Source organism: Pantoea sp. GD03673 (assembly GCF_029844725.1).
In the GTDB taxonomy this organism is placed as follows: Bacteria; Pseudomonadota; Gammaproteobacteria; order Enterobacterales; family Enterobacteriaceae; genus Pantoea.
Genome location: NZ_JAOCKJ010000004.1, coordinates 283943 through 296697 on the forward strand (window position 1 = coordinate 283943; position 12755 = coordinate 296697).

General features: G+C 56.0%; 14 protein-coding genes and 1 other annotated feature. Of the genes, 7 read left to right on the forward strand and 7 right to left on the reverse strand.

Features of this window, described 5'->3' with window-relative positions; translation table 11 throughout:
* Window positions 1–18: 18 nt before the first annotated feature.
* From dnaX to N5J69_RS09560, 3 genes are all read right to left on the reverse strand, one after another.
* Window positions 19–2106: a DNA polymerase III subunit gamma/tau gene (gene dnaX, locus N5J69_RS09550; protein ID WP_279769845.1), complete on the reverse strand. Its 2088-nt coding sequence runs from the start codon at window positions 2104–2106 to the stop codon at window positions 19–21.
* Window positions 616–677: a sequence feature (DnaX frameshifting element), on the reverse strand. Its footprint overlaps the gene before it by 62 nt.
* 157 nt (window positions 2107–2263) lie before the next feature.
* Window positions 2264–2815: an adenine phosphoribosyltransferase gene (gene apt, locus N5J69_RS09555; protein WP_279769846.1), complete on the reverse strand. Its 552-nt coding sequence runs from the start codon at window positions 2813–2815 to the stop codon at window positions 2264–2266.
* A 144-nt stretch (window positions 2816–2959) separates the two neighbouring features.
* Complete coding sequence (locus N5J69_RS09560) at window positions 2960–3349, reverse strand: DUF454 family protein (RefSeq protein ID WP_279769847.1); 390 nt, start codon at window positions 3347–3349, stop codon at window positions 2960–2962.
* Window positions 3350–3406: 57 nt separating this feature from the next.
* Here N5J69_RS09560 and N5J69_RS09565 point away from each other — a divergent pair, with 57 nt between their 5' ends.
* From N5J69_RS09565 to rsmS, 3 genes are read left to right on the forward strand one after another with little or no spacing between them, the layout of a single operon-like run.
* Entirely contained in the window at window positions 3407–3937 is a 531-nt protein-coding gene (locus tag N5J69_RS09565) for a primosomal replication protein (protein ID WP_279769848.1), read from the forward strand.
* Between the two features lie 57 nt (window positions 3938–3994).
* Window positions 3995–4240, forward strand: a complete 246-nt coding sequence (locus N5J69_RS09570; protein WP_279769849.1) for a hypothetical protein — start codon at window positions 3995–3997, stop codon at window positions 4238–4240.
* Between the two features lie 8 nt (window positions 4241–4248).
* Complete coding sequence (gene rsmS, locus N5J69_RS09575; RefSeq protein ID WP_279769851.1) at window positions 4249–4401, forward strand: pleiotropic regulatory protein RsmS; 153 nt, start codon at window positions 4249–4251, stop codon at window positions 4399–4401.
* Here rsmS and acrR read toward each other — a convergent pair.
* The gene (acrR, locus tag N5J69_RS09580; RefSeq protein WP_279769853.1) at window positions 4398–5036 is read right to left on the reverse strand and encodes a multidrug efflux transporter transcriptional repressor AcrR; all 639 of its coding nucleotides are present in this window, start codon (window positions 5034–5036) and stop codon (window positions 4398–4400) included. The two genes, rsmS and acrR, sit on opposite strands and share 4 nt — an antisense overlap.
* Window positions 5037–5178: 142 nt before the next feature.
* On the opposite strand from acrR, the gene N5J69_RS09585 reads away from it, so the two are divergent.
* The 4 genes from N5J69_RS09585 (at window position 5179) to ykgO (ending at window position 10095) form a co-directional block, all read left to right on the forward strand.
* Window positions 5179–6372 carry an efflux RND transporter periplasmic adaptor subunit gene (locus tag N5J69_RS09585; protein WP_222924417.1) on the forward strand — a complete coding sequence of 398 codons (1194 nt, stop codon included), beginning with the start codon at window positions 5179–5181 and terminating at the stop codon, window positions 6370–6372.
* 16 nt (window positions 6373–6388) lie between these two features.
* Window positions 6389–9544 carry an efflux RND transporter permease subunit gene (locus N5J69_RS09590; RefSeq protein ID WP_279769859.1) on the forward strand — a complete coding sequence of 1052 codons (3156 nt, stop codon included), beginning with the start codon at window positions 6389–6391 and terminating at the stop codon, window positions 9542–9544.
* A gap of 144 nt (window positions 9545–9688) precedes the next feature.
* Window positions 9689–9943, forward strand: coding sequence for a type B 50S ribosomal protein L31 (locus N5J69_RS09595; RefSeq protein ID WP_033731777.1), 255 nt, complete (start codon window positions 9689–9691; stop codon window positions 9941–9943).
* A gap of 11 nt (window positions 9944–9954) precedes the next feature.
* Window positions 9955–10095 (forward strand): type B 50S ribosomal protein L36, encoded by a 141-nt coding sequence (gene ykgO, locus N5J69_RS09600; RefSeq protein WP_009091664.1) that lies wholly within the window; start codon window positions 9955–9957, stop codon window positions 10093–10095.
* 45 nt (window positions 10096–10140) lie between these two features.
* Here ykgO and N5J69_RS09605 read toward each other — a convergent pair whose 3' ends face one another.
* The 3 genes from N5J69_RS09605 to N5J69_RS09615 are packed head-to-tail and all read right to left on the reverse strand — an operon-like array spanning window position 10141 to window position 12539.
* A complete protein-coding gene (locus N5J69_RS09605; protein ID WP_279769866.1) occupies window positions 10141–11019 on the reverse strand; it encodes a metal ABC transporter substrate-binding protein in 879 nt (292 codons plus the stop codon).
* A gap of 15 nt (window positions 11020–11034) precedes the next feature.
* Window positions 11035–11874, reverse strand: a complete 840-nt coding sequence (locus N5J69_RS09610; RefSeq protein ID WP_279769868.1) for a metal ABC transporter permease — start codon at window positions 11872–11874, stop codon at window positions 11035–11037.
* Complete coding sequence (locus tag N5J69_RS09615) at window positions 11871–12539, reverse strand: ABC transporter ATP-binding protein (RefSeq protein WP_279769870.1); 669 nt, start codon at window positions 12537–12539, stop codon at window positions 11871–11873. Before N5J69_RS09615 ends, N5J69_RS09610 begins: the two co-directional genes overlap by 4 nt.
* Between the last annotated feature and the right edge of the window lie 216 nt (window positions 12540–12755).

Below are 12755 nucleotides of genomic sequence, written 5' to 3' on the forward strand. Positions count from 1 at the left end.
AAGATAGCAGCAGCGTGTCTAAACAGGTCGGATACTCTCCTCATCCAGATCGGCATCAAAAAATCGCTGCAGCGTCTGGATGTGGGTATCACAGGTGATCGACTGACGCGCCTGCGCCAGTTTCTCTTCGTAAATGGCCTGACGCCACTCCAGTGGCGTCAATACCGATGAATTATCGTCTTCAACGACAGAGAGTTCAACTTTCTGCCCGGCATGCTGGCTAAGTGCATCGCTTAACACCTGCTGCGCCGACGGTGAATTAAGGTGACGCTGGCTGCTGCGCAGGTGCAGGCAGACCCCGGTTTCGGTGGTCTCTTTCCAGGCATTTAACGCCAGCTGCTGCACCAGCTTCGGCAGCGGCAGAGCCGCAATCTCTGCGGCCCAGGGATCGCGCTGCTGCGCTTCTTCCGCCAGACGCGCCGCCAGCTCAGGGGTTTTCTCATGCTCCAGTGCGGAACGCAAGGCCTTTGGCGTTGCCACCGGCTCCGCCACGTCAACCGGCTGATTTACCGCTTTCCAGCGGTATGCTTCCTCTTTTACCGGAGCTGGAGGCTCACGATCGCGTATACGCTGCTGACTGCGCTCGGTAACCGAGGCCAGCCGCTCAAGCGCGGAGTTGGCCGGCCGCGCACCTGGCGCCGCCGGCTCACTCTTTTTTGGCTTGTTCGCTCCCTGACGCAGCAACTGAGTGCGCGCCTGCAGGAGCTGGCTGGTGGAACTGGAGAGTGCGGTATCAGGAGCCGCATCCGCCGGTGACGGACTCTGCGGAGCCGGATCGGGCGCGGCCATCTTCGGCTGAGCAGCAACCTGCTGCTGTGCAGGCATCGGCTGCGGCGCTGCGGGTGATGCTGGCTGCGGCGACGACATGGCGGCGGCAGGTGACGGCGTGGCGGACTGTGCTGCCGCCAGTCGCGCACCTTGCGACGGCGCGGAGGCTGCCGGTGACGTCTGCGCCGGAGGGGCAACGGGTGCCATCTGTTCAGTTAACGCTGGACGCGCAATGGGGTCAGCTACCGCCGCTTTGGGATGAAACGCCAGTGCTCGCAGCAGTGTCATCTCCACGCCCATGCGGCGATCGGGCGCAATCGGCAGATCCTTGCGGCCCATCAGCAGGGTCTGATAATAGAGTTGCAGATCGGCTGGCGGCACCACACGGGCCAGTTCACGCAGCCGGATAGCATTGCTCTCATCATCGTCGTTGAGCGAGGCTGGCAGCAGCTGCACCATCGCAATCTGGTGCAGCAGGCGCAGCATTTCTACCAGCAGCGCTTCCCATTCAACCCCGCGTGACGCGGCCTGGCTCAGCAGATTCATCACCTGCTGACCGTCACCGTCGACCAGCGCTTCCAGCAGTCCCAGCGGCTGTTCATCGTCCAGCGTGCCGAGCATAACGCTGACCGTGCTGCTGGTCACCGCGCCCTGCCCCATGGCAATCGCCTGGTCGGTGAGGCTCAGCGCATCGCGCATACTGCCGTCGGCGGCCCGCGCCAGCAGCTGCAGCGCCCGGGTTTCGCTCTCAATCTGTTCCTGCTGCAGCACATGCTCAAGCTGCTGACGGATTTGATCAACATCCAGCGCTTTGAGATGAAACTGCAGGCAGCGCGAAAGAATGGTCACCGGCAGTTTCTGCGGATCGGTGGTCGCCAGCAGAAATTTAACGTGTGAGGGTGGCTCTTCCAGCGTCTTGAGCAACGCATTAAAGCTGTGACGCGACAGCATGTGTACTTCATCGATCAGATAGACTTTGAAGCGGCCACGCGCCGGGGCGTACTGCACGTTGTCGAGCAGATCGCGGGTATCTTCAACTTTGGTACGCGATGCGGCGTCAATCTCGATCAGATCGACAAAGCGGCCCTGCTCAATTTCACGGCAATTATCACACTGACCACAGGGGGTCGCGGTGATGCCGGTTTCGCAGTTAAGGCCTTTGGCCAGCAGACGCGCAATGGTGGTTTTCCCTACTCCGCGGGTGCCGGAGAAGAGATAAGCATGATGGATGCGTCCCAGAGACAATCCATTCGCCAGCGCCGTCAGAACATGTTCCTGACCGACAACATCAGCAAAAGCCTGGGGACGCCATTTTCGCGCAAGTACCTGATAGCTCATGTGGATTCGACGAAGTTGGATGGAAAGATGAGCGCAGACGCTCTGCAACCCCTGTATAAGATTGCAGTAGTCTACCAGCTACGCTTTTGGCTGGCACTCGTTATCTTGACGCTGAAGGCGTGACGGCCCCGCCTGGTGGCAAGGCCGAGAGAGTGGCTTAGTGGCCGGGGAATTTGACCAGGCTGTAGCTTTCAACGCCCAGGGCAGTGAGGCGCGTTTCACCCGTCAGATCAAACAGGTTGATAATGAACGCTGCATCTTTGACTTCACCGCCTGCACGACGAATCAGTTTAACGGTCGCTTCAATTGTGCCACCGGTCGCCAGCAGATCGTCAACCACCAGCACCTGATCGCCTGGCTGGATGGCATCTTTGTGCAATTCCAGCTTATCGGTGCCGTATTCCAGCTCATAGGATTCGCTGTAAACCTCACGGGGCAGTTTGCCCGGCTTACGCACCGGAACAAAACCGACACCGAGACCTAATGCCACGGGTGCCCCAAACAGAAAACCGCGCGCTTCCGTGCCCACCACTTTGGTGATGCCTTTATTACGGTAACGCTCAACCAGCAGCGCAATCGACGCGGCGTAGGCTTTGGGATCTTCCAGCAGGCTGGTGACATCGCGGAACAGGATGCCTGGCTTAGGATAATCGGGGATACTTTTAATGCTGTTTTTAATGAATTCAAGCTGCTGCGCAGTGTCGGTCATAATGATACGCCTGGTAAAAAATTCTGTTTCGCGCAGCTTCAAAAGCGCTAATACCTGGTAAAAGGCTCAGCGGAAGTCAATTCACAAAGGGAAGCCACGCACGAAGACGCCCAAATCTAAGCAAATGACCGGCTAAATGCAACTTTATCGCGGCGGCGGCGGTGCGTCCGCTGTTTCTGCCACCACCGGAATACGCCACATAAACAGCAGCAACGCCGCCAGCATGATCAGCAGCATGATGCGAACCCAGAGCTGATGCACCAGAAAGAGTGAGAGGCTAAAGGTGGCGACGATCAGGCAGATAGCCCGCACTTTGGCACCTGGCGGCATCGCACGATGCTGTTGCCAGTGACGCAGATAGCGGCCAAAGGGAGATTTCCATAGCAGCCAGTGATGGAAACGCGGCGATGAACGGGCAAAACACCAGGCTGCCAGCAGCATGAATGGCGTGGTGGGTAATAAAGGTAATACAATGCCCAGCGTCCCCAGCACAATCGCCAGCCAGCCGAGGGTTAATAACAGAATGCGTTGCATGAATCTCGCTCAACTCTTTCCTCATCAGCGTACGTTAGCACAATTCAGGGCCAGGCGATGAGCGCGATCGCTGTGCAACAGCGCCTGCAACAGCTCCTTATCGCCCTGCGTCAGGAGATTGCCCGCCATGCCGATGGTGCCTGCCGCCTGCCGCGTTTTGATGCCCAGCTATTCCTGACCAAAGGGACGCGACTGGCAGATTACCTGCAGGAAGTGGAACAGAACTTTGCCCGCTTGTGCGACAGCAGCCACGACCTGGCCCGCAGTGCCTGGCTGGCTGAACGCCTGGTCGATCAGATTGCCGCCCTGCAACGCGAGGCGAGTACCCAACAGTTACGCACCCGGCGCGAACAGCCCATAAAGCTCCCACGCACGACGCAATATCAGGAGTACCGCGAATTTGAACGGCGTTTGCTGGCGATGATCGATCAACGTGAGCAGCGACTGGCGCTGGCTGAAACGCTGGCCGTTCAGCATCAGCTAAAGCAGGATCTCGAAACGTTAGAGGGACGACTGGCACGCTGCCGACAGGCGATCCGCTCGGTTGAGTGGGCCGCCTCATTGCGCGGCAACGAAGACGGCGAATAAAACGCAGCGTGACAAAAGCGCTTCTATACTGGGTGTAATTCTGCGCGGAGAAGAAATATGGGTTTACTGACGTGGCTGCTGTGCGGACTGCTGCTGGGATTGCTGAAGCGTCTGCTGCTGCCGGGACGTCCCGGCGGCCTGATGGCGACCCTGACGCTGTCGATGATCGGCGCACTGATTGGCGGCTACATCGCCACCTATTTTGAACTGGGCTCGCTGGCCACGTTCCATGCGGGTGCGCTCGGCATGGCGATTCTCGGCGCATTGCTGATGCTGCTGGTCGCGGCCCGACTACGTATTTAGGAGAAGAGATGTCACTGGAAAACGCCCCTGACGACGTCAAACTGGCAGTGGATCTGATTCAGCTTCTGGAAGAGCATCAGCTACCGGTAGACACGGTGCTTTCCGCTCTGGCCATGGTACAGCGTGATTTCGAGAACAAGCGCGACAGTCAGCCTGCTTAGCGTTGAGCGGTCAGCGTCGGACTGAGACGCAGCATATCGATAAAGGCATTGACCAGCGTCGGCGCATCAGCAGCTAAATCAAAACTTTCGGGCGCAAACAGCCAGCTTTCCATCATGCCGTTGACGTAACCACGCAGGATAAGTGCTGCCTGACGCGTACTCAGACTGCCAGGAAGTTGTCCGGCTTCAATACACTGACGCAGGACATCTTCTATTTTGTTGTAGCATTCCAGTAACAGGCTCTGCTGAATATTCTTAAGTGCCGCCATTTCGCCCACAAATTTGCATTTGTGGAAAATGATCTCCATTAAAGCGCGGCGCTGCGGATCCTTTGCTGTTGCATCAAAGATATAGACCAGCATTGCGCGCAACACAGAGAGTGGATCACCAGGATATTTTGTCTGATACTCAAGTTCCACATCGTCCAGACCGGCATCACAACGAAGCCATATTTCATGTAACACATCGGCTTTATTTTTGAAGTGCCAGTAGATAGCTCCACGCGTGACACTGGCTGCGGTTGCAATCTCTGCGAGAGAAGTGGCTGAGACGCCCTGCTGCGAAAACAGAACAATGGCGGCATCAAGAATTTGATGTCGCGTTTCAAGTGCTTGCGCTTTGGTTTTTCGTGCCATAGGGGGCTTTTTTTACAAACAGGTAAGTTTACATACATTTGTGAATGTATGTACCATAGCATGACCTGCGACTTGACACAGCAATGGGTTTTTCAGTTTGTGATCCATTGACCAATTGATATCGGACACTAGAGGTTTATTTATGAATAAAATCAGAGGATTATCGCCTCTGGCGGCCGTCCTGATGCTATCAGGCAGCTTTTTGTTAACAGGATGTGACAACAATAAATCCGAACAAGCCGCCCAGCAACCGCCAGCAGTGGGTGTTGTGACACTCAAAACTGAACCCCTGAAAATTTCGACTGAATTACCTGGCCGCACCTCAGCCTATCGCGTGGCGGAAGTCCGTCCGCAGGTTTCCGGTATCATTCTGAAGCGTAATTTCGTTGAAGGCAGCGATGTCAAAGCAGGTCAGTCTCTTTACCAGATCGATCCGGCGACTTATCAGGCCGCTTACGACAGCGCTAAAGGCGACTTAACGCAGGCTCAGGCCAATGCACGCATCGCTCAGCTGACCGTCAAACGTTATAAACCGCTGCTCGGCACCAAATATATCAGTCAGCAGGATTACGACACCGCCGTTGCTACTGCCGCGCAAAATGATGCTGCCGTTCAGGTGGCAAAAGCCAACGTTGAAACAGCCCGTATTAACCTGGCTTACACCAAAGTAACCTCGCCTATCAGTGGCCGCATCGGCAAATCGTCAGTTACGGAAGGTGCGCTGGTACAAAGCGCACAAACTACTGCGCTGGCGACCGTGCAGCAGCTTGACCCAATGTATGTTGACGTTACCCAGTCGAGCGAAGATTTCATGCGCTTACGTTCAGAACTGGAGTCGGGTCAGCTGAAGCAGAACGATGGCAAAGCTAACGTGACCCTGCTGATGCAAAACGGCAGCAGCTATGCACAGACGGGTACGCTGGAGTTCTCTGACGTGACCGTTGATGAAACCACCGGCTCCATCACCCTGCGTGCCATTGTCCCGAACCCGAACCACACGCTGTTACCGGGCATGTTTGTGCGTGCGCGTCTGGATGAGGGGATTAACCCGAATGCGATGCTGGTGCCGCAACAGGCCGTTACCCGCACCCCAACGGGTCAGGCAACCGTGATGGTCGTGGGTGCGGATAACAAAGTCGAATCACGTCAGGTCACCACGTCTCAGGCGATTGGCGACAAGTGGTTAGTGACCGACGGCGTTAAAGCAGGCGAACGCGTGATCAGCACCGGTCTGCAGCGTGCCAAGCCAGGCGCACAGGTTACCCCACAAGAAGTCTCAGACGATGCGAAAGCGGCTCCCGATTCAAAGCCGCAGTCTGACAAGTCATCGTCATAACAGGAGCCGTTGATTCATGGCTAAGTTCTTTATCGATCGCCCCATCTTTGCGTGGGTGCTCGCCATCATCATCATGCTGGTCGGTGCGCTATCGATTCTCAAACTTCCGATTGAGCAATATCCCAATGTTGCGCCACCGGCGATTGAGATTCAGGCAACCTACCCTGGTGCGGATGCCAAAACGCTGCAGGACTCGGTGACGCAGGTCATTGAGCAAAACATGAACGGTATCGATGGACTGATGTATATGTCCTCGAGCAGCGATTCATCCGGTACGCTGACCCTGACTATCTCCTTTGAGTCAGGCACAGATGCGGACATCGCGCAGGTTCAGGTGCAGAACAAACTGCAGCTGGCGACGCCGCTGCTGCCACAGGAAGTGCAGCAACAGGGGATTCAGGTTAAAAAGTCCTCCAGCAGCTTCCTGATGGTTGCGGGCTTTATCAGCGACGATGACAACATGACGCAGAATGACATTTCTGATTTCATTTCGTCGTCCATCAAAGATCCCATCAGCCGTACCAAAGGCGTGGGTGATACCCAGGTATTTGGTGCGCAGTACGCGATGCGTATCTGGATGGATCCGCACAAGCTGAACAACTACAACCTGACACCGGTTGATGTGATCAGCGCACTGAACACGCAGAATACCCAGGTCGCCGCCGGTCAGTTAGGGGGAACACCGCCGGTGCCGGGCCAGCAGCTCAACGCCTCAATCATTGCGCAAACCCGTCTGACCTCAACGGATGAGTTCGGCAAAATCCTGCTCAAAGTGAACGAAGATGGTTCTCAGGTTCGTCTGCGTGATGTGGCTAAAATCGAGCTCGGTGCAGAAAACTACGAAATCATCGCCCGGTATAATGGCAAGCCTGCGTCCGGTATCGGTATCAAGCTGGCCACCGGTGCGAATGCGCTGGATACCGCCAATGCGGTGAAAGCGGAACTGGCTAAATTGCAGCCGACGTTCCCGGCCGGGTTGAAGGTGGTCTATCCGTATGACACCACGCCGTTCGTTAAGATCTCGATTTTCGAAGTGGTGAAAACGCTGATCGAAGCGATTGTGCTGGTGTTCCTGGTCATGTACCTGTTCCTGCAGAACTTCCGCGCCACGCTGATCCCTACCATCGCTGTACCCGTGGTGTTGCTGGGGACGTTTGCCGTCATCAGCGCGTTTGGTTATTCGATCAATACCCTGACGATGTTCGGGATGGTGCTGGCCATCGGCTTGCTGGTGGATGATGCCATCGTGGTGGTCGAGAACGTTGAGCGTGTTATGGCGGAAGAAGGATTACCGCCGAAAGAAGCCACCAAACGTTCGATGGAGCAGATCCAGGGCGCACTGGTCGGTATCGCGCTGGTACTCGCCGCCGTATTCATTCCGATGGCGTTCTTTGGTGGTTCAACCGGCGTTATTTACCGTCAGTTCTCCATTACTATCGTTTCAGCGATGGCGCTGTCGGTGCTGGTCGCCTTTATTCTGACACCGGCACTCTGTGCCACCATGCTGAAGCCGATCAAAAAAGGCGAACACGGCAAAACCACCGGTTTCTTCGGCTGGTTCAACCGTATGTTCGACAAAAGCACGCATCACTATGTCGACAGCGTCGGTCACATGATTCGCAGTACGGGTCGCTATATGGTGATCTACCTGGTAATCGTGGTCGGTATGGCGTTTCTGTTTATGCGACTGCCCTCTTCATTCTTACCGGAAGAGGATCAGGGTCTGCTGCTCGCTCAGGCACAGCTGCCAGCGGGTGCTACCCAGGAACGTACGCAGAAAGTGCTGGATCAGGTCACGGACTACTTCCTGACGCAGGAAAAAGATACGGTTAAGTCGGTGTTTACCGTTAACGGCTTCGGCTTTGCCGGTCGTGGACAGAACACCGGTATCGCCTTTGTCAGTCTTAAGCCGTGGGATGAACGTGCCGGTAGCGACATGAAAGTACCGGCGATTGCTGGCCGTGCCATGCAGGCACTGGGCGCAATCAAAGATGCGATGGTCATCCCCTTCAACCTGCCAGCGATTATCGAACTGGGTAACGCGACCGGCTTCGACTTTGAGCTGATCGATCAGAATAACCTCGGCCACGATAAGCTGACGGAAGCCCGTAATCAGCTGTTCGGTATGATTGCGCAGCATCCTGATACGCTGGTGGGTGTTCGCCCTAACGGGATGGAAGATACACCGCAGTACAAACTGACCATCGATCAGGAAAAGGCGCAGGCACTGGGCGTCTCACTGAGTGATATCAATACCACGCTGGCGGCCTCCTGGGGCGGCTCCTACGTCAACGACTTTATCGACCGCGGTCGTGTGAAGAAAGTTTACGTCATGGGTAAAGCGGATTCCCGTATGTTGCCGGACGACATTGGTAAGTGGTACGTGCGTAACAGCAGTGGAACCATGGTGCCCTTCTCTGCCTTCTCGTCAGCGAAGTGGCAGTACGGTTCACCGCGTCTTGAGCGTTACAACGGTCTGCCTGCGATGGAAATTCTGGGACAGGCCGCACCTGGCAAAAGCTCCGGTGCAGCAATGGACCTGATGGAAGAGCTGGCGGCGAAGCTGCCTGCAGGTATCGGCTATGACTGGACCGGTATGTCCTATCAGGAACGTCTGTCAGGCAACCAGGCACCTGCGCTCTACGCCATTTCGCTGATTGTGGTCTTCCTGTGTCTTGCCGCACTCTACGAGAGCTGGTCGATTCCTTTCTCGGTCATGCTGGTTGTTCCTCTCGGGGTTATTGGTGCGCTGATCTTTACCACGCTGCGTGGCCTGAGTAATGACGTCTACTTCGTCGTGGGGTTACTGACAACCATCGGCCTCTCGACCAAGAACGCCATTCTTATCGTCGAATTTGCCAAAGATTTGATGGATAAAGAAGGTAAAGGACTGATTGAAGCAGCGCTGGAAGCCTGTCGTATGCGTCTGCGTCCTATCCTGATGACGTCGCTGGCGTTTATTCTCGGGGTACTGCCGCTGGCGATCAGTACGGGTGCTGGCTCCGGTTCGCAAAACGCCGTAGGTACTGGCGTTATCGGGGGCATGGTGACCGCGACCATACTGGCTATCTTCTTCGTTCCTGTGTTCTTTGTGGTGGTACGCCGCCGCTTTGGCAAGAAAAAAGAAGAATCAGCACGACATCATCCGGTTGAGTCTGACCAGACTCACTAAGCTGTAAATGACCTGAGGCCGCGCAAGCGGCCTTTTTTATGCCTGCAAGTCTGTTTCGCCCCCCTCCTGATTCACCGACAGTTGCAATCCAGCCCGGTGCAGCGCATAATATTGTTATATTATAACATTACATAGGCGAGTAATATGAAACCGAATATTCATCCTCACTATCGTCACGTGGTCTTCCATGACACTTCTGCTGATGTCTATTTCAAGATCGGTTCGACCATCAAAACCGATCGCACCGTAGAGTTTGAAGGTGAAACGCTGCCCTACGTCACGCTGGATGTGTCGTCGGCCTCACACGTTTTCTATACCGGTAAACAGAAAGATTTTGCCAAAGAGGGCAGCACCGCACGCTTTAATCAGCGTTTCGGACGCTTTCTTGGCCGTAAATAAGGAAAAGGTTCATGCAGGTATTAAGTTCGCTGCGTTCAGCAAAAAATCGCCATCGTGATTGCAGGGTGGTGCGCCGCAAGGGACGGATTTACGTGATCTGTAAAACGAATCCCCGTTTTAAAGCCGTACAGGGAAGAAAGAAAAAACGTTAGTGTGTGTTGCGATGACTGGCCGGGCTTGCCCGGCCTTTTTTTTGCTTAGTGCATGCTCTTTAGCATCGCATTCACGTTATGTTTAAAGGCCGCCTGATAAGTGGCTGCCGGGCCAGAAGCGGTGGATAACGCTTCCGGATAAAGTTCGCCACCCGGCTCGGCACCGGTGGCGCTGGCAATCTGTTTTACCAGGCGCGGGTCAGTCTGGTTCTCGATAAAATAGCGATTGATATGCTGCTGCTTCAGCTGGGTAATTAAGCTGCCCACGTCACTGGCACTCGCTTCCGCTTCAGTAGAGAACCCTACCGGCGCAAGAAACGTCACGCCATATCGCTGTCCGAAGTAACCAAACGCATCATGACTGGTGAGGACCTTCCGTTTATCGACCGGCACGGCGTCAAAGGCTGTTTTTGCCCAGCGATCCAGCGCCTGCAGTTGCTGAATGTAACTCTGCCCGCGCTGACGAATGGCCGCAGCGTCTTCAGGATCGGCGTTGACCAGCGCATTCATCACGTTGGTGGCATAGATAACGCCGTTCTGCATGCTGTTCCAGGCGTGGGGATCGGTAACGGTTTTGCCCTCCTCCTCCATGCTGCGCGTGGTGACCCCCGTTGAGGCAACAATGGGCTGGCCGCGATACCCGGAGGCGCTGACCAGCCGATCCATCCACCCTTCCAGTCCCAGCCCACTGACAAACACCAGATCGGCCTTCGCCAGGGCCTGGCTGTCCTGTGGCGTCGGTTCAAACGTATGAGGATCGCCATTCGGCCCCACCAGACTTTTCACGTTGACATGATCGCCGCCGACCTGTTTAACAATGTCTGCCAGCACGGTAAAGCTGGCCACCACATCCACCGTTTTTGCCATCGCGAATGGCGTGGCAAACAGCGCAGCGAGCGCCAGGCTAACCGGTAATTTCTTCATAGATACCCCTTAAGATTAATGGCGGCGCAAAATTCCGCCGCATGGCCCTGCAAGAATGGAAAGAAAAAACAGCATGGCGGCGCTCAGCACCACGGCGGGACCGGCTGGCAATGAAAAGTGCCAGGAGAGCATCAGGCCAGCCAGCGCTGACACCATTGCCATGAACATGGCGATAACCAGCATCGCGGCAAGATGGCGGCTCCAGAAACGGGCACTGGCCGCGGGCAGCATCATTAAACCCACCGACATTAGCGTGCCCAGCACCTGAAAGCCCGCAACCAGATTCAGCACCACCAGCATTAAAAACAGGCCATGCACCAGCGGCGCGCTCCATTTCCCCTGCGCCCGCAGGAAGTCACTGTCAAACGCGTCGATGACCAGCGGACGAAAGATGATCGCCAGCAGAATCAGCGTAAAGGCCGCGATGCCGCCTACCAGCAGCAGCGCGGCGTTATCCACCGCCAGCAGAGAACCAAACAGCACGTGCAGCAGATCGACGCTTGAGCCACGTAATGAAACCAGCGTGACGCCCAGCGCCAGGGAGCCAAGGTAGAATCCGGCAAAACTGGCATCCTCTTTCAGGGGCGTATAGCGACTGACCGCCCCGGAGAGCAGCGCCACGGCCAGACCAGCGATCAGGCCGCCAATGCCCATCGCGACCAGTGAGAGCCCGGAGATCAGATAGCCAATGGCGGCACCGGGCAGCACCGCGTGTGATAAGGCATCACCAATCAGGCTCATCCGGCGCAGCGAGAGAAACACGCCGAGCGGCGTGGTACTGACCGCCAGTGCAAAGCAGGCCACCAGCGCGCGCCGCATAAATCCAAACTCAATAAAAGGCTGTATCAGGGTCACGGCGCACAACTCCGCAGGGGGGCAACAGGCAGGCAGGTGCAGCGAATATCACTGTCATCCATCGACATCACATTACTGAAGTAGCGTGCCACCAGCGGACGATCGTGCAGCACCACCAGCAGCGTCGTACCGTTCTGCTGTTGCTGCTCAAGAATCGACATCAGTAATGTCACCGTCTGACTGTCAATGCCGTTAAACGGCTCATCCAGCAGCCAGAGCTGGCTGCGCTGCAGCATCAGCCGCGCAAACAATACGCGCTGAAGCTGTCCGCCGGATAAAGTCGCGGGCTGCGCATCGGCATAATCACTCATCTGAACCGCCTCGAGCGCCTGCCAGATTTCCTGGCGCAGTGCGCGGTTGATGCCGCCAAACCAGCCGCAGCGTGGCCAGCAGCCCATAGAAACCAGTTCAAATACGGTCAGGGGAAAGCGGGTCTCAAGTTCGGTGCGCTGCGGCATCCATCCGATATCCTGACGCGCAACCTGCAGCTCGCAGGCTCCGGCTACCGCTGGCAGTAAGCCCGCGATGGTTTTTAACAGGGTTGATTTACCGCTTCCGTTAGCGCCGACCAGGGCTGTCATCGAACCTGCCACAAGCTGACCGGTAATGGCGGGCGTCACAACCTGCCCCTGGTAGCCAGCACGCAGTGCCTGAAACCGGATCATGCGCTGATCCCCCATTTTATCGCCACGGCAAGCAGCGCAATGAATAGCAGTGCGACTGTCAGCCGCCCACCCAGTGACATAAGTAATCCACTCTGACGCATCACTTCACCAATATGTTATAACATAACAAACAGCATATCGAATCCTGCCGTCAGGTAAACGCGTGAATGTGTATCAAAAGATAAATACCGCCTGTGCCGGGTGTCAGGCGCACCA